Below are 22,755 nucleotides of genomic sequence, written 5' to 3'. Positions count from 1 at the left end.
CGCAGCCATCAGGATCGGCGCAGCGGCCGGCGCGTCTGCGGCATTATGGTTGATATTGGGGCTTATATACCAAAGTTGACAGATCATCTCTGGCACTGTAAACTCAGGTATATAGACGAAGGGTAAAACGATGACACAGAAAGCTCCCGGACGACATTACCGCGATGGAATCTCGCTGCTTGAATTAGCAGACATGTTTCCAGACGAAAACGCTGCTCGTGAGTGGTTTGAATGCATTCTGTGGCCGAACGATGAGCGCCCCTGTGCTCGCTGCGGATCAGTCAATACGCACGAAGCCAATCACAAAACGATGCCTTATCGCTGCCGTGATTGCAAGAAGTATTTCAGTGTCAAGACTGGCACTGTAATGGAAGGCTCTCCGCTCCCGCTTCGCAAGTGGGTTTACGCAATCTACTTAGACGTTACTTCGCTCAAGGGCGTTAGCTCCATGAAGTTGCACCGCGACTTGAAAATCACGCAGAAAGCTGCTTGGCACATGCAGCAGCGCATTCGTGAAGCGTTTTCCAAGGGCCCAATAACCCCGTTCGCAGGTCCTGTGGAAGTCGATGAAACCTACATCGGCGGCAAGCGCAAGAACATGCCCAAAAGTCGGCGCAATTTGCTGACTGGGCGCGGCGCGGTTGGCAAGACCGCCGTCGCCGGAATCAGAGATCGCAACACTGGTCATGTCGTTGCTTCTGTCGTTGCTTCTGTCGTTGAACGGACGGACGGCTCGACACTGCGCGGATTCATTCACGAACGAACTCAGCGCGGCGCGACTATCTACACAGACGACGCGAGAGCTTACCAGGGACTTCCGAATCACCAAGCAGTCAAGCACTCGGTTGGCGAATACGTCAATGGGCAAGCTCACACGAACGGACTTGAATCGTTTTGGGCAACGCTAAAGCGTGGTTATCACGGAACGTTCCACCACTTTTCGGCCAAGCACGTTCAGCGCTACGTCAACGAGTTCGCGGGCCGCCACAACATTCGTGATCGCGACACTGTAGAGCAAATGGCGATCATCTCTCGCGGGATGGTCGGCAAGAGACTACGCTACAGGGAATTGATCTCGAATGGCTGAGCCAAACTGGGCAAATCGAACGCTCTTTCATCACGACAACTTAGCAGTTCTGCGCGGAATGAATTCAGAGAGCGTTCATCTAATTGCGACTGATCCGCCGTTCAACAAGGGGCGCGATTTTCACGCGACTCCAGACAGTCTTGCTGCTGGCGCGAAATTTCAAGATCGATGGTCTTGGAAAAACGATGTTGAGGGCGAGTGGATTGATCAAATCAGAGACGATTGCCCCGCCGTTTGGGAAGTAATTGACGCTGCTCGCGCTACTTGGGGCGACGATATGGGCGCATTTCTGTGCTTCATGGGAGTGCGCTTATTGGAAATGCATCGAGTGCTTAGAAAAGACGGAACACTTTATCTGCATTGCGATTCAACTGCCAATCATTACCTGAAAGCACTGCTTGACGCGATTTTTGGCATCAAGCAATTTCTTGGCGAAATCGTCTGGAACAAGCAAAACGGAGTCAAAAGTCGTCGTCGGTGGGGCAACGAAAATGACATGCTGCTCGTCTATTGCGTGCGCATGTCAAAGCACACGTTTAATCCTGATGAACCGATGTGCCGCCGCCCCTTCGCAGAAACAAGCCTCTCAATGCATTTCAATGCGCGAGATGAACACGGCAGACGTTATCGAGAGCGCGTGATTCGCGGCAAAAAGTATCGATACTACGCTGATCACGGACGATTTATCGGCAATCTGTGGGGCGACATTCCCTCAATGCTTGCCAATACACCCCTAAGAAGTGAATCTACTGGCTATCCAACTCAGAAACCGTTAGCACTACTTGAGCGCGTAGTTGTCGCTAGCTCGAACGAAAACGACATAGTGCTTGACCCGTTCTGTGGTTGCGCAACTACTTTGATAGCTGCTGAACGCTTAAAGCGTCAATGGGTTGGTGTCGATATTTGGAATCACGCGCATCAAATCGTAATTGACCGTTTACAGAATGAAGGACTACTAGGTCCCGAAGGCGAACGCGAGTGGCTGATCAATTTCGGTCAAATCCACTATCAAAATACCCCCCCCCTTCCGCACTGACAATGGCGCTCCAGCAGTTCCTGCATTTCAAGTCACAGAGCGTTACGCAGAGCCTCCCGGCAAGCGTATGACTCGTGCTGAAATACTTGATTTTCTGATCGCTCAACACGGCTCGAAGTGCCAGGGTTGCGACCGCGAATTTGACGATCCGCGCTATTTGCAACTCGATCACAACACTCCACGAGCAGACGGCGGAATGAACCACATCACCAATCGTGTATTGCTCTGTGGGCCGTGCAATCAAGTCAAGTCGAATATCTACACGCTTTCTGGTTTGCGGCGCGTGAATCGTCAGCGTGGATACATGGTGAAAGGTGGTGCGTGATGGCGGGTCCTGACAAGATACGCGTAACGGTAGCGAAAGTGCTTCAAACACTTATCGACTTGTGCGAACTTGATTCTGAACAGGATTGGTATTTCCCAGCAGCGCAAGTTGCGCACGAGATGAATGCTGGAAGTGATGGCTACGGCTTTGTCGTCGCCGTGCTAGATACGTGCGTTGAAGAGGGCAAAGCCGTCTCAAAACAAAGTGAATTCGGCACGCTGTATCGTGCAGTGAGCCAAGAAAGAGAAAGCAGTTTTATTCATGTCTGAACAGAAGAAGCGCAAGCGCGGACGGAGAGCTAATTACGGTGCTGCTACACCCAAGCAAGTCGGAGCTGCATTGCTCAACTACCGACCGAAGCCAAAGCAGAAGAAAGCGAAGAAGTGAGATTTGTCAACTTTGGTATATAAGCCCCTTGATATTAGCCGCGACCCGAACCCTTCCTCCAAGAGCACGAGCCGCCCCATGGTCGACAATCCCGCCCGCCTTCTGCTGGGTCCCGGACCCTCACCGGTTGACCCGCGAATTACCGCCGCCATGGGCGAGCCGGTTATCTCGCACGTGGACCCGGTATTCGCCAGGACCCTGCGTGAAACGGCCGATCTGCTGCGGCAGGTGTTCGGCACCGCCAACGAGGTCACATTTGCCGTGTCCGGAACTGGTTTTTCGGGGATGGAGACGGCGCTGATCAACGTCATCGAACCGGACGATACCGTCATCGTCGGTATCAGCGGTTTCTTCGGGGTCAAAGCTCAGGAGATCTGCGAGCGGATGGGGGCAAACACGGTGGTGGCCACGGCCGGCTTCGGCCGCCCGGTGGAGACCGAGGACGTCGTTGAGGCGTTGGACGCCAATCCCGGCGCCAAGGCCGTATTCGTGGTCGCGGCCGAGACCTCGGCCGGGCTGCGGCAGCCGTTGGCCGACATAGCCGAGGCGTGCCACGCCCGCGGCGCGCTGCTGATCGCCGACATGGTCACCCTTCTCGGCGGCGCCGAGGTGAAGGCTGACGAGTGGGGCGTGGACGTGGCCTACGCCGGCAGCCAGAAGTGCATCGGCACCCCGCCCGGGACCGCACCGATCACGTTTTCGCCGCGCGCGGTGGAGGCGATAAAGGCCCGGCGCACACCGGTCGGTTCCTGGTACCTATCGGCCCTGGACATCGCCGCCTACTGGACCGGCGAGATCCCCTATCACCACACGACCTCTTCGCCGGTGATCGTCGGGCTGAAGCGAGCCCTGGAGCTGATCGTGGCCGAAGGGATCGCCGAACGCGCCCTCCGCCACGAGCGCAACGGCGCGGCCCTGCGCGCCGGATTCGAGGCGATGGGCCTGGAGATAGCCAGCCTGGAAGGCCGGCGACTGGGCATGCTGACCCCGGTAGGGATTCCCGACGGGGTCGCCGACGCCGAGTTCCGGGCCGAACTGCTCGAACGCTTCAATACCGAAATCGGCGGCGGGCTGGGCGATTGGGCCGGCAAGGTCTGGCGGATCGGGCTCATGGGATACGGATCCGACCCCAAGAACGTCTACCACGTGCTGAACGCCTTCGAAGTGCTTCTGGCCGAGCGCGGGGTTCAGATCCGGCCCGGGGCGGCCGCGGCGGCGGCTTCGGCGGTTATCACCGCCGGTTGACATCAGCCGGAGAAGGTCAGAAGCCGGTAGCTTCCAGCGCCGCGTCCACAAACCCGAGAAACCGGACCGTTTCCGGCAGGTAATGGTCCGCCAGGCTCTGCGGCGAGATCGCCGGCAGGACCAATTCGCCGTGGTCGATCAAACCGGAATCAAATAGCTGCCCGCGCGGTCCGAACTGCTCGACCAACAACTGCGAGCCCTGATGCGGAAAGTAGGGGTCGCCGCTGAAATGGAACACCACCGCGCGGCCGGTTCCGCCACCGACCCAGAAGGTCGGCGAGAGTTCCGAGAGCAGCATCCTCAGGCGCGGCGGCAGGCCGGCGACGACCGTTGGCACATGGCGGTGGTCGGTTACCCGGAACAACTCCAGCACCGCCCTTCCGCTGCTACTCAGGTGTCCCGTCAGTTCCGGGCCGGCCGAACCCGGGTCGTTGAAAACGGGTTTGAGGCGAACCGCGTCGGCGGGACTTATTTGGGCCAGCACGGTGTCGCGTACGACCTGCCCGACGAAGCCGGCGGGCCGGTAGGGAACGGGTTGTCCGCGGTGCTCGAATTGTCCGGTCAGCACCGCCGCGAGCAGCTGCTGCAGTTCGCCGTAGGGGCCAATCGCCACCACCGGCGGCGGGTCGGCGCGGCGGCTGGCGGCGATCATGCCCAGCGATCCGCCGACCGAGATTCCCACCACTGCGTCGGCCGGATCAGCGCCGCCGATCGCCGCTTCCATAACCCCCACGTCTTGGGCGTGCAGGCGCAATTCGCGGTAGGCGAACAGTTCCGGGACCGCGACCTCGAACCCGACCCGCGCCAGCGACCGAGCCAGCACCACCAGCGGGCCGTAGTTGCGCCCGTCGCGGACTACCCCGTTGGCCAGAACCAGGCGCGGACCGGCCAACCAGCGTCCCGACCCCCAAACGCTGACCGGAAGATCGGTCCCGGCCACCCGCAGAGTGTCGATCTTGAGCTGCGGCGCCGGGGCGTGCCGGGTCACCAGTGCGACATTGCCCGAGGTGGCGTTAAGGGCCACCAATTCCATCCCGCGAAGCTTGCGGTCGATCGGGATCAGGAGCAGCAGGCACACTGCGAGCGGCAGCAGCAGCCAGCGCAACGCTCGCTCGGGACCGCGTCCCGTTTGGCTAACTCCGGGGTCGGCCGATCCGAGCCACCCGGTCCGGCCCTATACCGATTCCGGTTCGGGCTCGGTCGGCGGGCCGGTTAGCGGTTCGTCCGGCTCCTCGTCGGCATCCAGTTTGCGGCGGTATTCGTCATAAACGAACAGGCCTACGGCGATCGCCAGAAGGCCAACGACAACCATGCCGACCAAGGTAAACAGCGCAACGACTAACCTGCCTAGCAATGCGGGCCCTCCTTCGCCGGTGAGTGCGACCTGCGCGGTCGCCAAAGATTTCGAACAGGGCCAAGTTTAGGGCCGGCGCGCTCCGACCGTCGCAAATGGGCCGGATCAGATCCCGAACATCTCGCGGATCGCGGCGCCGGTTCGCTCCAGATACTGGCCGTACGGTGTCGGTTCAAATCCCAGGTCGGTGACCGTATCGGTCGTGTCGTAGTAGTCGAAAGCCCGCGATTCTTCGAGGAATCCGGCATCCTCCGGCGCCATCATCAGCAGCCCGTAATAGTCGGCCGAGTAAGCGCTCCCGCGCATGCGCCAGCTCTCTCCGCCGGCGACGTTGTAGGTCCGACCGACCGTGGAAGGGTCCTTGGCGGCCTTAGCCAGCGGGCCGGCCGCGTCCTCCAACAGCACGAATTCCATGCGCTGATCGGCGGTAAACGGCCAGGGCTGCGGCGGCATGAGCGCCTCAGCCACGGCTACGCCCGAGACCCGGAGGATCGTCACCGGGATTAGCGATTCGGCGATCAGAGCCTCGCTTTCGACCTTGGAGCGTGCGTAACTGCCCACCCCGGCCAGCTCGCGGTCGCAGCTCACCGGAGGCGCGCCCGCCTGCGTGTTGCCGTAGACGACCACCGACGAGGAAAACACCAGGCGTGCATCCGGGCAGCTCGACGCAATCGCCGCCAGCACGCTGGCCGTACCGCCGACGTTCACCTTCAGGGCCAGCGCCTCGTTCTCGTCGGCCACCGGCGGCAGGACCGCCGCCAGGTGGACGACCACATCGCAGCCCGCGAGGGCGCCGGCCACGTATTCACGGTCGGTGATGTCGCCGGGGAATACGTCGATGCCGGCTTCACCGGAAAGGCCCTCGAAGTTGGCCTGCGGCAGGTCCAGGATCCTCAGCCGTGCCCCCCAGGCGCGCAGGTCGGCCGCCACCAGGCGACCGATGCGCCCGGCGCCGCCGGTGATCGCAATCGTCGGGTTGTTCTCAGGCAACTGGCTCGTCCGTTTGGCTGAAAGGGAGCGCGGCACCACCGATTCTGGTCAAACGCGTCCGCGGTCCGACAGCAGGCTTCCGATCTTTTCCTGGGCGGCGTTTTCGGCGGCTGCGATTTCCAGGACCGATTCGGAGAGCGAGGCCAGGAAACCGGGGACCTCTGAATCGGCGATCGGAAAGGACGCCCCGTCCGCGAGTTCGGCACCGAGTTCCTCGATCGCCGCGGCCGCCGCCAGGTTCTGCTCGCCGGCGTCGGGACCGGAATCCAGGTAGCCGGTGCGCGCCGCGGCCAGCCCGCGCCGCAGTTCGGCCAGCGGGGGAACTTCATCCGGCAGGGCCGCGCGGGCCAGTTCCTGCCAGGAGTCCGCCAGCGCGTCGTAATCGCCGGCCAGTTTCACCAGCTCCTTTTCCTCCAGCCGAACGCCGGCCTCGCGCAGGAATTGGGCCATCAGGCGGCGATGCAGGCAGCCGTCGCCGTCATAACTCTCGATAAAGCGCGTGATCGATGCGAGTCCGGCAAGCAGGCGGTGGCCGATCGGAAACGCCGTGGTCCAGGCGTGCTTGCCGCCGGATCCGGCCAGGCGCCGGCCCCAGGTCTCCAGCGCCGCCAGCGAAAAACCGGCCACGCGCGGGTTCTGCAGCGCCCGCCAGCCGTATTCCAGTCCGCCCCATACCAGGTCTTGTAAGCCGGCGTTGACCGGTCCGGGGGCTATTTGCAGCAGGCGGTTGCGGTGTTTGCGTATCCGCGCCCGGGCTTCGGCCAGCGACCCTGCTTCGATGCCGATCGGGTCCGGCGCCAGATCGCCCAGCCAGATTTGTCCGCCGGCCTCCCCGTAGACCGACAGGGTGTGGTACCCGCCGCCTTCCAAAAACCCGCCGAGGCCGCGATACGGCAGCGAACCGGCGTCGACCCAGGCAACCACCGGCCGGCCGCGTTCCAGCCATTGCCCTAGGGTCTTGGCGGCCGCCTTTTTTCCACCGGATTCAAAAACCTCGCATTCGAGGCCCAGCCGGCCGGCCACGCCCCGGTACCAGGCCAGCGAATCATCCCAGTGGCAGCGTCCGGCAAGGTAGAAGGACGAGAAATCGTTCTTCTCGTAGACGAACTGAAACACGCCGCACCCGATGCCGCCCCCGATTCCGAAAAGCATCGCCTCGCTGGCATCGCCGCCGAGTTCGGGTAGCGTTATCCCACAGCCCTCAAGCTGGATCGCCAAAGCCGTACAGTCCGGATCCAAGCCAGGCCGATGCCAAGAAAATTCCCGGTTCAAATTGGCTCCACCTGTTGCTGCGCGCCAGCTCGTGCCGGCGGGCGATATTTTGCCTCGCCGGGTCGGTTGGCGCCCTCGCCGAATGCCCTTTCGCGTACTCTTTGGCGGGCCAGCCCCCTTAGCTCAGTGGATAGAGCACCGGCCTCCGGAGCCGGGTGCAGGCGTTCGAATCGCCTAGGGGGTACCAGGTAGTGCGACAGGCATCCGGCAGCGATCTGCAGGCCCGGTTCGCCGAAATCGTCGGGCCCCGGCGGGTGCGCTCCGACCCGTCTTCGCTGGCCGCTTACGGCATCGATGCCACGGTCGGTTACCGCGGTTATCCGGCGCTGGCGGTTTTCCCAACCACCGCGGCGGCGGCGGCGTCCGCTCTCGCCCTGGCCGGATCGCTCGGCCTGGCCGCAACCGCGCGCGGCGGGGGCACCTCGCTGGCCGCCGGCGCGACCCCGCTGGACGGGTCGATCGTGATCTGCACCGAGCTGATCGATCAACCGTTGGTGGTCGATCCGGATGCCCTGAGCGTGCGTTGCGGCGCGGGCGTAAAGACCGCCCAGATCGATGCCGCCGCTGCCGAATTCGACCTTTTTCTGGCACCGGACCCCGGCGCACGCGCCATATCGGTGATCGGGGGAAACGTTGCCACCAACGCCGGCGGCGCGCTGGGCCTAGCGTACGGCGTGATCCGCCACCACGTCCTAGGGCTCGAATACGCAACCGTGAACGGCCACATCCACCATGTGCGGCGCGGCGGCGCCGACGAGGGAATGGTCGACCTGCTGATTGGATCCGAGGGCACATTGGGCCTGATTACTGCGGTTGACCTGGCGCTGCTGCCGGCCCCGCCCCGCCGCCACAGCCTGGTGGCCCGCTGTGTCGACGCCGCTGCCGCGGCCCGGGCCACGATTGCCCTCCTGGAACGGGGGTTCTTGCCGGCCCGGATCGAATTCATGGACGATGTGGCGGTGCGCGCCGTTCAGGCGGCTCGCGACCGCGGGCTCGACCTGTCGGTCGGGGCCTACCTGTTGATCGAATTCGTCGGCCGGGGATCGCGCCCCCAGCGCCAGGTCGAGGCGGCGCTCAAAGCGTTGCAGGGAACCGGCGGAATCGATGCCGAAAAGGTCGCCGGTCAACGCGAGCGATCCTACTGGGAAGCCCGCCACGCGATCACCTCCTCGCTGGCCCGGGTGCGGCCGGGCAAGATCGGTGAGGACATCTGCCTGCCGCGCACCCGCCTGCCCGATGCGGTCGACCGGATCAAGCAGATCGCCGCCGAGCTGGACCTGCCGATCGCGCTGTTCGGTCATATCGGCGATGGGACCCTGCACCCCAACGTTCTCTACGACCCGCTGGACGAGGACCAACGGCACAGGGCGGCCGCGGCGCTGGGCCGGATTGCCGAGACCAGCATCGAACTGGGTGGGGTTCTCTCCGGGGAGCACGGGCTTGGTCGGGTCAAGCGCGACCATCTGGAGGCGGCTTTCGACTCCGACACCCTGGCCGTGTTCCAGCGTTTGCGCGACGCCGCCGATCCGGGCGCGGTGCTGAACCGGCCGCTTCAGTGGGTTGGGCGTTAGCCGACCGTCGCCGGAGACGAATCCCGTGACTGCTTGAACGTGCCAACCGCCGGGGGTTCGTAGAACGATCCGTCCACGAACTCTTCGGCGGCCTGGAAGGCAGGAATGTTGGCGTAGGCGGCGTTGGGGAACTGGCGGTTGCGCAGGTCATCTCCCAGGAGGCCCAGCTGGATGGGAGCAGCGGGAACGCCGGGATGGAATTCCATCACCGCGGCCTGGAAGTACTGGCGGATGAAACCGGTCGTTTTGGTCGGAATGTGCAGGGTGCCGGGCAGGTTGTTGTCGGCACGCGCTTCAGTCTTGGGGAACCCGAATGACTCCACTCCGCCCAAGTCTTCAAAGAATTTGGCGAATCCGACAATCGTCCCGTCAACCGCGTAGTCGGAAACCTTGTGCCCCCAGGGGCCCAGCAGGGTCCCGGGGAAGTTGTTGAACTTGCCGGGCTCGACCCCCAGGTCCGGGGATCCGTCTTCGCCACCGCCGAAGTAGTCCCAGGCCAGGCGGCGCTCGATTACCCAGATCCCGCCTAGGTCGCCGCGGCGGTGGAAATCGACGACCCCGCGCTGGTAGTACTGGGTAAGCGTGTTCTCCTCAATCACCAGCACCTCGGAGGTCGGCAGGCCCCAACGGGTCACTCCCCCGGTACGGGTGTAGTGGTCCATAAAGTCGGCCGTAAGCCGCTGCCCGTCTACTGTGGCAGAAAGCCGTGGAATGTTGTGGGCCAGGTTGGGGTTTTCGCCGGAGGGGTCTTCCTGGTAATGCGAGTCCTCGATCAGCCAGCTACCGAAGGGTGCCGGCGCCGGGCCGGCGACCGGCGGTGTGCCGCCCCCGTCCTCGCGGATCGTCACCTTGGCGATAGCGATCGTCGTACCGGTCCCATCCAGGCCTGACAACCGCATCGTGAAGGTGTCGTCGAGGCCGTCGTCGATCGTCTCCTCCGGTATGTCGACCGCCACCGCGTAGGTCCCGGAGAAGTTGCGCTCGCGGTCGCCTTCGGCGTAGAGCCGGTAGGTCGCCGGCCGGGCCCGGCCCTCGATCAACCCCGGCAGGTCGACGCTGGCGTCCTCGGCAAACGGGTTGTCCTCGGCCGTGTCCGAGGCCAGGACCTCGAAATCGATCGCCGGACGGTTCACGTTGTTAAAGCTCACGATGAAGGCGAGCGTCCCGCCTTCGGCAACCTCGTAACTGGATCGGTCAAAGCCGTATTCGACGCCGGGCCGGATGAACTGGCTGCTGTCAAGCGCTATCCGCTGGTGTTCCTTGAGGTCCCCGAGCACATGGGCCGGCAAATCGGCGGCCAGGAATTTGTCGCCGGTTCGCGGACCGTGGTTGCCGCGCAGATCGATCAGCACCTCCTGCTCAAGCTCCTCGGGGTAACCAAGAATCCGGTCGGTGCCGATGTCGGCAAAGATCCCACGCGGCAGGGTCGAGAGTTCGTTGCCGGACAGGTCTAGCAGGCGGACCCCGGTGAAACCGTCCAGGTCGCCGGCGGCCAGCGATCGAATCTCTTCGTCGGACAGGTCGAATTCGCCCAATCCGGCAAGGTCGGCGCGCGAGATGTCTCGGCAGCGCGATTCGTCGAGCAGTTCTTCGATGTGGTCGAGGATCGTGCGCGCGCAGACCGGGGTGGTTGGGGAATCGTCGTCGACCACGATGAGGTCGGCTTCGTCACGGCTGCCCGCGCGCCGCAGGTATCCGTCGACATAGTCGTGCAGGGGGGCGTCGCTGTCGCCGAACAGCAGGTCCGCCCGGGCCGGCGCCAGCTTACCCATTTCGGCCCTGTCGTCGGCCACCACCAGGTGCGTGATTTCGATCTTGTCGGGCCGCGAGACGCCTTCGATCTCGTCGTCGTCGTGGACCGGAATCAAGCCCGCGTAAAGCGCGCCCGGGCCGTCGCCAGAGCGGGCGTAGAGCCAGCGCACGTACTCGGCGTCGTCGCGCTGCGATTCGTCGTTTTGCTCGGAGTAGATGCGGTGTCCGAAGTAAAGCTCGGTGGCGGCGCCGATGCGCCGCGCGTCGGCCAGCGCCTGAGCGTCGGGTCGGTCGCCCCAGCTCACCGCCACAAGCACCGCCTGGCCCTCGGTCGTGGTGTAGCGATCCTGGGTCAGCCCGTTGAATGTCCCGCCGCCGTCAAGCACCAGCGTGTAGGAAACGTCGTCGCCGTCGTGGCTGAGCGGGATCGAATCGGGATCGATGTCGGCGACGGTCAAGCCGGTGCCGTCCGGGCCGGGGTTGCCGCGCAGGTCAATGATCAGAAATGGACTGAAGCCGGTGAACTGGTCGGGGTCGGGAGCGAAGCGGGTGATGCCTTTGTCGCGCAGGTCCAGTTCGCCGATCGAGGCTAGTTGCGGGTTGGTGACCTCATCGCACTGCGACCAGTGGATGTCTAGCGCGTCCTCAATGGCGGCCTTCAAATTGGCCTCGAAACCGCAGATGCCAGGCGAGCCGCCGACCCCCACCAGCGCGCTGGCCGGCGTGGACAGGAGGGCCAGCGCCAGCGCCCCCGATGCCAGCAGCAGCAGACGCCGGACGATGCCGGTGCGGCCGACGGTCACGACCGCGGGGAGTTCTGGGTCAATTGCGACACGCACAATTTTCGCCGCGCCGGCAAAGTCCGATGGCGTTCAGGCCAGGCGCCCGAGCAGCCCCGCGGCCTCCTCGGGATCGACCGCGCGCCCACCCGTCCGGTGCCCGGACGGGTCGAAGCAGTAACCGCCGACCTCCCAGAATCCGGCAAAGCCCAGCCCGGCCAATCGCAACAGGGAATCGCCTTCGAAAAGCTCCGGCTCCAGCGGGATGCAGACTCCATCGCAGCCGGCGTTGGCCAGCAGGCGGGTGACCCGCGCGGCCAACCAGAGGGTCCTGGAGCCGCCACCGAACTGGCCGAAGAGCTGGGTGGCGGGCGAGATCGAGCCGGCCCGGAAGGCGCCCTGCATCCGCGAGACCGGGATCTGGCCCGGAGCCGTGCCGGCGTCATCGTCGGCGGTCGCATAGGTGAACGCGCATTCTTCAAAGCGCAACGCCGCAACCCGCGAGACAAGCCCCAGCGGGCCCATTGCTATCGCTACGGTTGGGCCGGTGGCCCGCGCCAGGATCTCCAACGGTCGGAGCGCTTCCCCGGGATGCTGCGGCAGGACCGCGATCTTTGTAATATCCGCTCCGAGCGCGGCCAGGCGCTCGAAGCGCGATTCAAGATCCGGCGGGGTGGAATTGAAATCGTGCTCGGAAACTACGATCTTGGTCCCACCGCGTTCTCCCAGCAGCGGATACAGATCGGCCTCCACGTCGACGTACGCACAACCCAGTTCGATGGCCTGCCTGAGCGGGCGCAGGCGTTCGTCCGGACCGCCGTCGGCAAATCCGCCCTCGGCACGGGCGCGATTGGTGATCAGCAGCGGCGGCCCCTGGGCGGCCGCCAGGACCGGGAGATCGTAGCTGCCCATCATGTCCAGCCGCAGCTCGATCAGATCGGCGCGCCCGGAGAGTTCCCCTAGGCGCACCAGTGCCGCATCGGTATCGGCGGGGCCTATGGCCACCGCAATTGCGCTCATCTGCGTTGTTGGAGGCGGTAAGGCGGAAAATAGTTGCGGCGCCCTGCCGATCCGGCCGGGCCCGCGATCATTTTGCGCTGGCCCGTTCGGGCCGCGTTTCCCCAGGAGCACCCATGGCCAAGGTATTGGGGTTCACCTCGTCCATTTCCGGTCCGCTCGTCGACCGCATTCGCGACATCGTCACCGGCGCCGGACACGAATACGTCCAGGGTCCGTCCTACTTCGGGATTCCCAGCGAAGAAGACGTCACCGACAGCCTGCTTCAGATCATGCCCGAAATCGCCGGAGTCATCCTCGGCGGCCAGCCGGTCAACCGCACGGTCATCGAGCGCTCTCCCGAACTGAAGGTGATCGCCCGCACCGGGGTCGGATTCGACGCCGTCGACCACGAGGCCGCCGCCGAGCACGGCGTGGCGGTGACCATCACCCCGTACGCCAACGCCGATTCGGTGGCCGAGTTCGCGATGCTGCTGGCCTTGGCGCTATCGCGGCAGTTGCCCGGCAACCACAAGAGCGTTGCCTCGGGATCGTTCAAGCGCGTCATGGGGCGTGACATCTTCGGCCAGACCATCGGCATTGTCGGACTGGGCCGGATCGGGCGCCGGGTCACCGAACGCGCCCAGGCCTTCGGCATGAAGGTGATCGCCAACGAGGCCTACCCGGACATGGAGTTCGTCACTTCGCGCGGCATTGAACTGACCGATGTCGACGACCTGGTAAGTCGCGCCGACGTCGTTACCCTGCATGCCCCGAACACCCCCGAGACCTACCACCTGATCAATGCCGAAAGACTGGCGACGATGAAGCCGACCGCCATCCTGGTCAATACCGCGCGCGGCCAGCTCATCGACGAGAAGGCGCTGGCCGCGGCCCTGCGTTCCGGGCAGATCGGCGGAGCCGGCCTGGACGTATTCGAGTCCGAGCCGCTCGAGGACGACTCCCCGCTGCGCGGGCTTGACAACCTGATCATGGCCCCGCACGTGGCCGGGGTCACGTCGGAGTCGACCATGCGCATGGCCGAGGACGCGGCCCATACCGTGGTCGACGTGCTGTCGGGTTCGTGGCCGCGCGAGGTCGTCGTGAACGGCGTCTACAGCCACTAGCGGTGTGCCGCCGGCCCTGATGTGCGCACCACCGGGCAGTTGGGCCCGGCCGTGATCCTCTCGTTCGATCTTGACGGGGTCATCTACCGCGGCAGCAACCTGATCGAGCACGCCGCCGCCGCGGTCAATCAGGCCCGCCGGCACGGATATCCGGTCTACTTCGGGACCAACAACACCCACTACGGGGCCGAGGCGATTGCCGCTCGGCTCAGCGATCTGGGTATTTCGGCCCGGCCCGAAAACGTTGTCTGCGCCGCCGACGCCACCGCCTGGGTCCTGGCCGAGCTGGACCCGCCGGCCCGGCGGGCGCTGGTCATGGGGACCGAGCACCTGGCCGAGGAGATCGAAAAGGCCGGCATCGAAACGGTGCGGTACCTCGACGACGGGTCGGTCGACGTGGTCGTGGCTAGTCTGGACCTGGACCTGAGCTTCCGCGTGCTCTCGCACGCCCATTGGGCCCTGCGCCACGCCGGAGCGCGGCTGGTCGTGCCATCGCACGACCGCAACTTCCCCTGGTCGTCGGGCTCGCTGCCCGGCGGCGGCGCTTTGGCCACGGCGCTGTCCTATTCGGCCGAAGTCGACCCGATCATGGTCGGCAAGCCGGCCACCCGGATGTTCGACGAGATCCTCAAGCGCGAGAACGCCCGGCCCCGCGACCTGGTGCTCGTGGGCGACAACCTGGAGACCGACATCGGCGCCGCCAAGGCGCTGGGGGCGCGCTCGGTGCTGGTCTTTACCGGAGTTTCCGACCGGGCCGATCTGGAGCGCACCGCCGCGGCCGATCGGCCCGACTTCGCGATTCCCGACCTCTCACGGTTCCCGTGGGAGGAGCTGGCCGGGCCCTGAACCGCCCCACCTGATCTGAACGTACTTTTGATTGAATGAGTGAATCGAATTTTCAAACCCCCGGAAAGGGCCGCGGCGGTGCGCTTTGACAGCCTGGGCCAGTTCCTGGACCACCTCGACAAGGCCGGGGAGCTGCGCCGGATAAAGGCGCAGGTCGATCCCGATCTGGAAATCACCGAGATCGCCGACCGGGTGATGGCCGCGCCCGACGGCGGACCGGCGCTGCTATTCGAGAACGTCAAGGGTTCGCCCTTCCCGCTGGCGATCAACGTCTTCGGCTCGGCCCAGCGCACCGCCTGGGCGCTCGGGGCCGAGCAGTGGGGCGAACTCGAGCACCGCATCGCCGCCCTGCTGGACCTGGTCATGGGCGGGCCGCCGCAGGGCATCCGTGCCAAGCTGGCCGCCCTCGGCGATCTCTCCAAGGTCGCCCGCATCCAGCCGCGCCAGGTCTCTTCCGGGCCCTGCCAGGAAGTGGTCGAGACCGAGAACCCTTCGCTGTCCCAGATCCCGATCCAGAAGTGCTGGCCCGAAGACGGCGGCCGCTACATCACCATGCCGCTGGTTTTCACCCATGACCCCGCGACCGGCAAGCGCAACGTCGGCATGTACCGACTGCAGGTCTTCGACGAGCAGACCCTGGGCCTGCACTGGCAGCTGCACAAGGGCGGGCAGGAACATTTCACCCGTTCGCAAGGCACCGAGCGCCTGGAGGTCGCGGTCGCGGTCGGCGCCGAACCGGCCATGATCTACGCGGCGACCGCTCCGCTGCCGCCCGGAATCGACGAGACGGTCTTCGCCGGGTTCCTGCGCCAACGTCCGGTCGAGATGGTAAAAGCGGTCAGCGTCGACGTCCAGGTCCCGGCCAGCGCCGAATTCGTCATCGAGGGCTGGGTCGATCCGGCCGAAATGCGCATCGAGGGACCGTTCGGCGACCACACCGGCGTCTACTCGCTCGAAGACCCCTACCCGGTGTTGCACGTGACCGCCGTAACCCGGCGTCGCGACCCGGTCTACATTTCCACCATCGTGGGCAAGCCGCCCAAGGAGGACCGCTTCCTGGGCGGGGCCACCGAACGCCTCTTCCTGCCGCTGGTGCGCCTGATGATCCCCGAGCTGGTGGACATGCACCTGCCTTACGACTCGGTGTTCCACAATTTCGCCATCGTTTCGATCCGGAAGCGTTATCCCGGCCACGCCCGCAAGGTGATGCACGCAATCTGGGGGCTGGGCCAGTTGATGTTTTCCAAATTCGTAATCGTGGTCGACGAGAACGTTGACGTTCAGAACCTGCGCGAGGTCCTCTGGCGGGTCGGCAACAACGTCGATCCGGCCTACGACATAGAACTCTCCGCCGGGCCGACCGACACGCTAGACCACGCCGCCCGCGAACCGAATTACGCCGGCAAAATCGGCATCGACGCAACCATCAAGCTGGAGTCGGAAGGTTTCCGCCGGCGCTGGCCGCCCGACATCGTAATGGACCCAACAATCACCAAGCTCGTTGATCGCCGCTGGGAGGAGTACGGACTGTGATAGCTACTGCAAGATCGACGATCGCCGCACACCCTTTTTGGGCGCTGCTGATCGCGTTGATCATATTTGTGCCCGCCGGTGGCCTGGCCTGGTGGCTGGGCTCTCCGCTATTCATCGACCAGAGAGTCAACGAGGAGTTCCCGCGCCTGGTCAACGCCACCGTACCCGGCAACATCAATCCGGCCGATGCCGAGGTCGTGATGATGACCATGGAGAAGATCTCCAACCCGGTGGCCGAACCGATGATGGAGCCGGTCACCACGCCGGCCCCGTCGGTCGCGGCTCCGGATGTCGCCGAAGTGCCGGCTGACCCGGTCGCCCTGCTGGAAGGCGGGTTCTTTGGCGCCGACGCGTTCCATCAGGGAGACGGGTCGGCTACCGTCTACGACCTGGGCGACGGGAGCCGGGTGCTCCGGTTCGAGGAATTCGAGGTCACGAACGGACCCGACCTGCGGGTACTGGTCACTCCCGATCCCAACCCCTTCGATCACGCCGCCCTGGTCGAGGCCGGCTACACCGAACTCGGCCGCCTGAAAGGCAACATCGGGAACCAGAACTACGACATTCCGCCCGATGTCGATACCGAATCGATCGGATCGGTGATCATCTACTGCGCGCCATTTCACGTGATCTTCGCCGTTGCCCCGCTAAACGCGGTGTAGGCCGCAAATGGCCGCCCTGCGCGCCGCGCCGCGCCGCCTGTCGGTATATGCCGCCGCGATCCGCTTCGAACACACGGTCTTCGCCCTTCCGTTCGCCTACATGGGCATGCTGCTGGCCGCGGGCGGCTGGCCGGGCTGGGGAGACGCGCTCCTGATAACCGCGGCCATGGCCGGCGCGCGAACCGGCGCCATGGCGGCCAACCGATTGATCGACGCCGAGATCGACGCCCGCAATCCGCGCACCGCCGACCGGGCCCTGGTTACCGGCAGCATGCGGCGCCTGGAGATGGCCGCCCTGCTGGTTGCGGGGTTTACGGTCCTGGTGGTCTGCGCGGCCCTGCTCGACCCGCTGGCCCTGGCGTTGAGCCCGCTGGCGATCGTAATGGTGACCCTCTACCCCTACGCCAAGCGTTTCACCTACCTTTCGCACTGGCTCCTGGGGCTGGCCGATTCGATCGCCGCCGCCGGTGCCTGGATCGCCATCGCCGGCAGCCTTGAACCAGCCGGGGCACTGCTGGCCCTGGCGATGGCGTTCTGGATCGCCGGGTTCGACATCATCTACGCCTGCCAGGACATAAGCGTCGACCGCGCCCAGGGTCTGCATTCGATACCGGCCCGGTTCTCGCTACGCACGGCGCTCTGGCTCTCGCGCGCCTCGCACCTCGTAACCGTGGCATCGCTGACCGGTGTGGGCCTGCTGCTCGGGCTGGCCTGGCCGTTCTGGACGGGAGTAGCGGTGGTGGGTGCAATCCTTGTATACGAGGCGCTGCTGGTGCGGCCCGACGACCTTTCTCGCCTGCAGAAAGCTTTCTTTGAACTCAACAGCTACGTTTCTCTGGCCCTGCTGGCGGCCGTCGTGATCGCGCTGCTGGTGCCGTGAGCGTCACCCCTTCAGGCCGCATTGCGCTCGGGGTATCCGGGGCCTCCGGCGCCGTCCTGGCGCTCCGCCTAGCCGAGGCGGTCCTGGCCGCGGGCTGGGAACTTGAAATCGTTTGTTCGGGGTTCGGTCGCCTGATGTGGCGGTCCGAACTGGGTCGACCCTTCGAGGAGGACCTGCAAGAACTTTCGGCCGCCGGTCCGGTCCGCGCGCACAAGCCGGGCGACCTGGCGTCGCCGCTGGCCTCCGGGTCCTATCCGGTCGACGCCTACGCGATCGTTCCGGCATCAATGGCCACGGTCGCCGCGCTCGCCAGCGGGGTCGGCTCCAATTTGATCCACCGCATGGGTGACGTGGCCATGAAAGAGCGGCGCCGACTGGTGCTAGCTCCTCGGGAAAGTCCGCTCTCGCCGATCCACCTGGCCAACCTATTGCGCCTGGCCGAAGTCGGGGCGATCATTGCCCCGCCCATGCCGGCTTTCTATGAGCGCCCAGACTCGCTCGACGAGGTAATCGAAGCGACCGTCGACCGACTGATGCTCTGGACCGGTGTCAGGACCACCCTGCCACCAGACCGACAATGGCGGTCTGGCCAGTAAGCGGAATCAATCGGAATCGCCGGTGATAGTTGGAATTCGGATTCTGCAGCTGCCCTGGGGCTGCGCTTCCTGCTGTGCAACAGGGGCGGCGAAGGCCCGCCGGCGCGACCTTTGAAGGACTGAATCACGGCGTCCGGCGGCGAACGTTTGTATTTGCCGGGAGATTCGGCGGCGCAACGTCCGCTTGACGGCCAAAGTCCCGTACCCGACCCGATTCCGCCGCAATTTTTCGGCCCGATTGGCACGGTTCGCCGACACCCCGCTCCCGCTCGGACGCCGTGCTCCGGATCGGCCTCCTTTGACGGGCGTGGGCCGAAGTAGTAATCTGCCTTCATGGCAAATCCCAACTCCGAGACACCGGCCGGCTACCTGATCCCGACCGACGGGATACCTCTGGACGTACTCCAAAAAGTGGATGGCGCTAGCCGCCAGCAGATCATCAGCGACACCTATCCGTATCCGACCAAGCTGTCCCGGCGAATGTATGAAACCCAAAAAGCCGAGTTGCAAGCCGAGCTCCTGAAGTTGCAGCGGTGGGTGCAGGAGACCGGCCAGCGCATCGTCTTGATCTTCGAAGGGCGGGACGCCGCCGGCAAGGGCGGGACGATAAAGCGATTCATGGAGCATCTCAATCCCCGCGGGGCTACGCTGGTCGCGCTGCCTGCACCGACCGAGCGCGAGCGGGCCCAGTGGTACTTCCAGCGCTACGTGCAACATTTGCCCGCCGGCGGGGAGATAGTCTTCTTCGACCGCTCGTGGTACAACCGGGCCGTGGTCGAGCCGGTGATGGGGTTTTGCACTCCCGCCGAGACTCTGCGCTTCCTCCGACACGCGGTTGTCTTCGAGGAAATGCTCATCAATGAGGGAATTCACCTCTTCAAATTCTGGTTCTCGGTGAGCCGGGAAGAACAGCTCAGGAGGGTCCTGTCCCGCGCCCGCGACCGGCTAAAGCAGTGGAAGGTCAGCGACGTCGATCTTCGATCTCTGCCCCTCTGGGATGAGTACACCGAGGCCAAGAAGGCAATGTTTGCAGCCACCGATACCAAGGCCTCGCCTTGGGTCGTCATCAAGTCCGACGACAAGAAGCGCGCGCGCCTCAATTGCATGCGCTACGTCCTGCGCAGCTTCGAATACCAGCCGGACGTGGCTCAACGCGTGGCCAAGCCCGACCCCAAACTAATCGGCGCCGCAAAAAAACTCTACGCCAAGGGCGAAGTCTGGTAGTAAGGAGGCGAGGTCCGGCTCAGACATTCGTCTAGCTACCTTGCCCTTCGGTGCACCGGACCGGTAACCCGTCAACGGGGCGCCGGCCGATGCGAATCGGCGCGTCGCAACGCCCACCGCCAACCAATTCCTCGGCCAAGAGGTGGTCATGCCAAAGCAGCCCAACATCCTGATCGTGATGAGCGATGAGCATTCACCGCGCTTCAGCGGCGCCTATGGCCATCCGTTCATCGATACGCCGAACATGCAACGCCTGGCCGACGAGGGAGTCACCTTCGAGAATGCCTACTGCAATTCCCCCGTATGCGCACCGTCCAGGGCTTCGTTCATGGCCGGCCAGCTGTTGCCGAGCGTCGGGGTGTGGGATAACGCCGCCTCCCTGAGCAGCGATGAGGCCACCTGGGCGCATTTGCTAAATGCCGCGGGCTACGAGACCGTTCTGTGCGGCAAGATGCACTTTCAGGGCCCCGATCAATCGCACGGATTCAAGCGCCGCATCCTCTCGGATTGCCACGGCGACTGGGATCTGCGGCTGACCGCCAACTGGTCGGAGTGGCGCCCCGAAAACGCCGCGTTCGGCAAGAACCTCTTCACCGTGGCCGGTCCCGGCGAAGACGATTTCTCGGCCTACGACGAGGCCGCCGCCGCCCGGGCCAGCGGGTACATTCGGGGCCGGGCCGACAGCGATCACCCCTGGGCCATGCTGGTCGGATTCATAACCCCGCATTTCCCGTTCGTGGTGCGCCGCCCCTACTGGAACAAGTACTACCCCGAGCACGCCGACCAGCCGGAAATTCCGGCGCATTTTGAAAGCATGCACCCCCATAACCGGCGCATGGCCGAGTGGTTCTCCTACATCGGCGTCGACCCGGATCTGACCGCTCGCTCGCGGGCCGCCTACTACGGACTGATCGATTACTGCGACTTCCGTCTCGGGCAGGTGCTTGACGCCCTCGAGGAATCCGGACAACTCGACGAGACTCTGGTCGTCTACACGTCCGACCACGGCGACAGCGCCGGCGAGCACGGCATGTGGACCAAGCAAACGTTTTTCGAGGATTCGGTTCGGGTTCCCCTGCATATCCGCTGGCCGGGCAGGGCTCGATCCGGGCTACGCATAAAGCAGCCGGTTTCGCTGGTCGATTTGACGCGCACGATCCTTGACGCGGCCGGCGCCGATTCGCCCGACTTCTGGGCGGGCGAGAGCCTGCTGCCGTTGGCCGACGGAGCCCCGGAGACGGCCGGCGAAGTGATCGCCGACTACACCGCGGTCGCCGCCAAGGGCCCCTGCCGGATGGTGCGCGTCGGCGAGCTCAAATACAACTACTATCACGGCCACGGCAACGATTCCGAGGAATTGTTTGACTTGGCCAGCGACCCCCGCGAGCTTGTAGACCAGGTCCGCAACCCCGAATTCGCCGCAGCGCTCGCCGAACTGCGCGCCCGGGCCATGCGCGACTACGATCCCGACCGGATCTGCGCCCGGGTCCTCCGCTCGCAACAAAAGCGCCGTTTGATCGACGCCGGCCAGGGCCACACCCCGGCGGGATACTGGAAGCCGGGAAACCCCTGACCCCGACCCGGCGCCCGCCGGGCTGGGATCCGACCGCGAAGCAATGAGCGACGACCCTTCGTACACCGTCTATTTCGCCGGCCCCCTTTTCGATCAAAAGGACCTGGCCGGCAACGCCCTGCTCGGATCCCAAATTCACGAGCAGTCCGGCGGCCGCTACCAGTGCATCCTGCCCCAGGACCTCGAGCAGCGCGGCATCGGCCCGATGGGAATCCGCGACCAGGACCTGAAGGCGGTCATGGAGTGCGACCTGGCGCTCTTTAATTTCGACGGTTCGGAGCTCGATTCTGGGACGGTGGTCGAATACGTTTACGCCAAGATGCTGGACATCCCGGCGGTGATCCTGCGGACCGATTTCCGGCATGGCGGCGACCAGCGGCCGGACATGGACCCCTGGAACCTGATGGTCTCGTTTTTTCCGCGCACCCGGATCAGGCACCTGAACGGGATGAGTTGGTACCAGCAATCGCTTGGCGAAGGCGGGGACGCCGCGGCGGTCGCGGCCCGCTACCATCGGCGAATCGCTGGCGAGGTGGTCAAGCTGCTCGACGAGGTTCGCGGCGACACCCCGGTCATGGAGGGCGGACCTGCGGGCGCCGAATGCGCCTACCGCTGGGCGGTGCTCCTCGCCGGCGGCGGCCTGCCTGCCGCAGTTTCCGGAGACGGATCCCTCGACGCGGCCGTCCAAGGCATCGTCTCGCGAAAGTCCGCCCGGGGGCTGCTGCATTGAGTGCGCCCACCCGGAGCCCGACGCTCGTGCCCGCAGCCGAATTTGTTCCAACTTGCAGGCAGCTCGGAATATTGAATCTGGAACTGATCCGATGAAGCTAACGCCCTTCACAATCTATTTCGCCGGCCACCTTTTCGATCACAAGGACCTGGCCGGCAACGCCCTGCTCGGATCCCACATCGACGAGCAGTCCGCGGGCCGCTACCAGTGCATCCTGCCCCAGGACCTTGAGCAGCGCGGCATCGGCCCGATGGGAATCCGCGACCAGGACCTGAAAGCGGTAATGGAGTGCGACCTGGCGCTCTTTAATTTCGACGGGTCGGAGCTGGGTTCGGGCGCGGTAGTCGAGTACATGTACGCCAAGATGCTGGACATCCCGGCGGTTATCCTGCGGACCGATTTCCGGCACGGCGGCGACCAGCGGCCGGACATGGACCCCTGGAACCTGATGGTCTCGTTTTACCCCCGCACTCGCGTAAGGCACTTGGACGGGATGAGCTGGTATCAGCAATCGCTTGGCGAAGGCGGCGACGCGGCGACGGTTTCGGCCCGTTACCACCGGCGGATCGCCAACGCAGTCATAGAGATGCTCGACGAGGTTCGCGGGGATGAACCGGTATTGGAGAGAGGGCGCGAATCTGCGGCCGGCGTTTACCGCTGGGCGGTGCAGTTCGCCGGCGGGGGCCTGGCCCGGTTGCTGGCGAGCGATCAACGTTTGGACGATGTCATCGCGCAAATCGTTGCGCGCAAGATCGACAAGGGCCTGTTGGGTTGACCCCTGCGCGCCCCG

The 22,755-nt window shown here is 64.6% G+C and carries 22 protein-coding genes and 1 tRNA gene; 17 read left to right on the top strand and 6 right to left on the bottom strand.

Annotated features, from left to right (window positions below; all coding sequences use genetic code 11):
- Nucleotides 1-130 precede the first annotated feature (130 nt).
- The 5 genes from F4X41_07395 to F4X41_07375 all read left to right on the top strand — a co-directional run bounded on the left by F4X41_07395 (nt 131) and on the right by F4X41_07375 (nt 4,080).
- Entirely contained in the window at nt 131-1,087 is a 957-nt protein-coding gene (locus F4X41_07395) for an IS1595 family transposase (protein MYB16839.1), read from the top strand.
- Nucleotides 1,080-2,123: a site-specific DNA-methyltransferase gene (locus F4X41_07390; protein MYB16838.1), complete on the top strand. Its 1,044-nt coding sequence runs from the start codon at nt 1,080-1,082 to the stop codon at nt 2,121-2,123. Before F4X41_07395 ends, F4X41_07390 begins: the two co-directional genes overlap by 8 nt.
- A gap of 67 nt (nt 2,124-2,190) precedes the next feature.
- The gene (locus F4X41_07385) at nt 2,191-2,448 is read left to right on the top strand and encodes an HNH endonuclease (protein ID MYB16837.1); all 258 of its coding nucleotides are present in this window, start codon (nt 2,191-2,193) and stop codon (nt 2,446-2,448) included.
- Complete coding sequence (locus F4X41_07380) at nt 2,448-2,717, top strand: hypothetical protein (GenBank protein ID MYB16836.1); 270 nt, start codon at nt 2,448-2,450, stop codon at nt 2,715-2,717. Before F4X41_07385 ends, F4X41_07380 begins: the two co-directional genes overlap by 1 nt.
- 196 nt (nt 2,718-2,913) lie before the next feature.
- On the top strand, nt 2,914-4,080 hold the full coding sequence (locus F4X41_07375) for an alanine--glyoxylate aminotransferase family protein (protein ID MYB16835.1): 1,167 nt from the start codon (nt 2,914-2,916) through the stop codon (nt 4,078-4,080).
- A 16-nt stretch (nt 4,081-4,096) separates the two neighbouring features.
- On the opposite strand, the gene F4X41_07370 is transcribed toward F4X41_07375, so the two are convergent.
- The 4 genes from F4X41_07370 to F4X41_07355 form a co-directional block, all read right to left on the bottom strand.
- Nucleotides 4,097-5,185, bottom strand: a complete 1,089-nt coding sequence (locus tag F4X41_07370; GenBank protein ID MYB16834.1) for a hypothetical protein — start codon at nt 5,183-5,185, stop codon at nt 4,097-4,099.
- A gap of 69 nt (nt 5,186-5,254) precedes the next feature.
- Nucleotides 5,255-5,434: a hypothetical protein gene (locus tag F4X41_07365; GenBank protein ID MYB16833.1), complete on the bottom strand. Its 180-nt coding sequence runs from the start codon at nt 5,432-5,434 to the stop codon at nt 5,255-5,257.
- Between the two features lie 105 nt (nt 5,435-5,539).
- Nucleotides 5,540-6,463 (bottom strand): NAD(P)-dependent oxidoreductase, encoded by a 924-nt coding sequence (locus F4X41_07360; GenBank protein MYB16832.1) that lies wholly within the window; start codon nt 6,461-6,463, stop codon nt 5,540-5,542.
- A 9-nt stretch (nt 6,464-6,472) separates the two neighbouring features.
- Nucleotides 6,473-7,642, bottom strand: a complete 1,170-nt coding sequence (locus tag F4X41_07355; GenBank protein MYB16831.1) for a DUF4872 domain-containing protein — start codon at nt 7,640-7,642, stop codon at nt 6,473-6,475.
- Nucleotides 7,643-7,808: 166 nt separating this feature from the next.
- On the opposite strand from F4X41_07355, the gene F4X41_07350 reads away from it, so the two are divergent.
- Both F4X41_07350 and F4X41_07345 read left to right on the top strand, forming a co-directional pair.
- Nucleotides 7,809-7,883: transfer RNA gene (locus F4X41_07350), tRNA-Arg, on the top strand.
- Nucleotides 7,852-9,267 carry an FAD-binding protein gene (locus F4X41_07345; protein ID MYB16830.1) on the top strand — a complete coding sequence of 472 codons (1,416 nt, stop codon included), beginning with the start codon at nt 7,852-7,854 and terminating at the stop codon, nt 9,265-9,267. Before F4X41_07350 ends, F4X41_07345 begins: the two co-directional genes overlap by 32 nt.
- On the opposite strand, the gene F4X41_07340 is transcribed toward F4X41_07345, so the two are convergent.
- Nucleotides 9,264-11,822: a leucine-rich repeat domain-containing protein gene (locus F4X41_07340; protein MYB16829.1), complete on the bottom strand. Its 2,559-nt coding sequence runs from the start codon at nt 11,820-11,822 to the stop codon at nt 9,264-9,266. The two genes, F4X41_07345 and F4X41_07340, sit on opposite strands and share 4 nt — an antisense overlap.
- A 69-nt stretch (nt 11,823-11,891) precedes the next feature.
- Nucleotides 11,892-12,818 (bottom strand): type I 3-dehydroquinate dehydratase, encoded by a 927-nt coding sequence (locus F4X41_07335; GenBank protein MYB16828.1) that lies wholly within the window; start codon nt 12,816-12,818, stop codon nt 11,892-11,894.
- A 113-nt stretch (nt 12,819-12,931) separates the two neighbouring features.
- On the opposite strand from F4X41_07335, the gene F4X41_07330 reads away from it, so the two are divergent.
- The 10 genes from F4X41_07330 to F4X41_07285 all read left to right on the top strand — a co-directional run bounded on the left by F4X41_07330 (nt 12,932) and on the right by F4X41_07285 (nt 22,740).
- Nucleotides 12,932-13,921: a phosphoglycerate dehydrogenase gene (locus F4X41_07330; GenBank protein MYB16827.1), complete on the top strand. Its 990-nt coding sequence runs from the start codon at nt 12,932-12,934 to the stop codon at nt 13,919-13,921.
- Between the two features lie 21 nt (nt 13,922-13,942).
- On the top strand, nt 13,943-14,767 hold the full coding sequence (locus tag F4X41_07325; GenBank protein MYB16826.1) for an HAD-IIA family hydrolase: 825 nt from the start codon (nt 13,943-13,945) through the stop codon (nt 14,765-14,767).
- Between the two features lie 78 nt (nt 14,768-14,845).
- Nucleotides 14,846-16,300 carry a menaquinone biosynthesis decarboxylase gene (locus F4X41_07320; GenBank protein ID MYB16825.1) on the top strand — a complete coding sequence of 485 codons (1,455 nt, stop codon included), beginning with the start codon at nt 14,846-14,848 and terminating at the stop codon, nt 16,298-16,300.
- Nucleotides 16,297-16,962, top strand: coding sequence for a DM13 domain-containing protein (locus F4X41_07315; protein ID MYB16824.1), 666 nt, complete (start codon nt 16,297-16,299; stop codon nt 16,960-16,962). The genes F4X41_07320 and F4X41_07315 overlap by 4 nt, the downstream gene beginning before the upstream one ends.
- Nucleotides 16,963-16,969: 7 nt before the next feature.
- Nucleotides 16,970-17,842, top strand: coding sequence for a 4-hydroxybenzoate octaprenyltransferase (locus tag F4X41_07310; GenBank protein ID MYB16823.1), 873 nt, complete (start codon nt 16,970-16,972; stop codon nt 17,840-17,842).
- The gene (locus F4X41_07305; GenBank protein ID MYB16822.1) at nt 17,839-18,438 is read left to right on the top strand and encodes a UbiX family flavin prenyltransferase; all 600 of its coding nucleotides are present in this window, start codon (nt 17,839-17,841) and stop codon (nt 18,436-18,438) included. Before F4X41_07310 ends, F4X41_07305 begins: the two co-directional genes overlap by 4 nt.
- 333 nt (nt 18,439-18,771) lie before the next feature.
- The gene (gene ppk2 / locus F4X41_07300) at nt 18,772-19,662 is read left to right on the top strand and encodes a polyphosphate kinase 2 (protein ID MYB16821.1); all 891 of its coding nucleotides are present in this window, start codon (nt 18,772-18,774) and stop codon (nt 19,660-19,662) included.
- Nucleotides 19,663-19,810: 148 nt separating this feature from the next.
- Nucleotides 19,811-21,235 (top strand): sulfatase-like hydrolase/transferase, encoded by a 1,425-nt coding sequence (locus F4X41_07295; GenBank protein ID MYB16820.1) that lies wholly within the window; start codon nt 19,811-19,813, stop codon nt 21,233-21,235.
- Between the two features lie 43 nt (nt 21,236-21,278).
- The gene (locus F4X41_07290; protein ID MYB16819.1) at nt 21,279-21,965 is read left to right on the top strand and encodes a nucleoside 2-deoxyribosyltransferase; all 687 of its coding nucleotides are present in this window, start codon (nt 21,279-21,281) and stop codon (nt 21,963-21,965) included.
- Between the two features lie 91 nt (nt 21,966-22,056).
- On the top strand, nt 22,057-22,740 hold the full coding sequence (locus F4X41_07285; protein ID MYB16818.1) for a nucleoside 2-deoxyribosyltransferase: 684 nt from the start codon (nt 22,057-22,059) through the stop codon (nt 22,738-22,740).
- Nucleotides 22,741-22,755 lie beyond the last annotated feature (15 nt).

It is taken from the genome of Chloroflexota bacterium (assembly GCA_009840625.1).
GTDB lineage: Bacteria > Chloroflexota > UBA11872 > UBA11872 > VXNJ01 > VXNJ01.
This window is presented reverse-complemented; position numbering and strand designations above follow the sequence as displayed.

Bases quoted from the DNA above. Each gene is read 5' to 3' on its own strand.
- F4X41_07395 (MYB16839.1), top strand. From the start codon at position 131: ATGACACAGAAAGCTCCCGGACGACATTACCGCGATGGAATCTCGCTG.
- F4X41_07390 (MYB16838.1), top strand. From the start codon at position 1,080: ATGGCTGAGCCAAACTGGGCAAATCGAACGCTCTTTCATCACGACAAC.
- F4X41_07385 (MYB16837.1), top strand. From the start codon at position 2,191: ATGACTCGTGCTGAAATACTTGATTTTCTGATCGCTCAACACGGCTCG.
- F4X41_07380 (MYB16836.1), top strand. From the start codon at position 2,448: ATGGCGGGTCCTGACAAGATACGCGTAACGGTAGCGAAAGTGCTTCAA.
- F4X41_07375 (MYB16835.1), top strand. From the start codon at position 2,914: ATGGTCGACAATCCCGCCCGCCTTCTGCTGGGTCCCGGACCCTCACCG.
- F4X41_07335 (MYB16828.1), bottom strand. From the start codon at position 12,818: ATGAGCGCAATTGCGGTGGCCATAGGCCCCGCCGATACCGATGCGGCA.
- F4X41_07330 (MYB16827.1), top strand. From the start codon at position 12,932: ATGGCCAAGGTATTGGGGTTCACCTCGTCCATTTCCGGTCCGCTCGTC.
- F4X41_07310 (MYB16823.1), top strand. From the start codon at position 16,970: ATGGCCGCCCTGCGCGCCGCGCCGCGCCGCCTGTCGGTATATGCCGCC.
- ppk2 (MYB16821.1), top strand. From the start codon at position 18,772: ATGGCAAATCCCAACTCCGAGACACCGGCCGGCTACCTGATCCCGACC.
- F4X41_07295 (MYB16820.1), top strand. From the start codon at position 19,811: ATGCCAAAGCAGCCCAACATCCTGATCGTGATGAGCGATGAGCATTCA.
- F4X41_07290 (MYB16819.1), top strand. From the start codon at position 21,279: ATGAGCGACGACCCTTCGTACACCGTCTATTTCGCCGGCCCCCTTTTC.
- F4X41_07285 (MYB16818.1), top strand. From the start codon at position 22,057: ATGAAGCTAACGCCCTTCACAATCTATTTCGCCGGCCACCTTTTCGAT.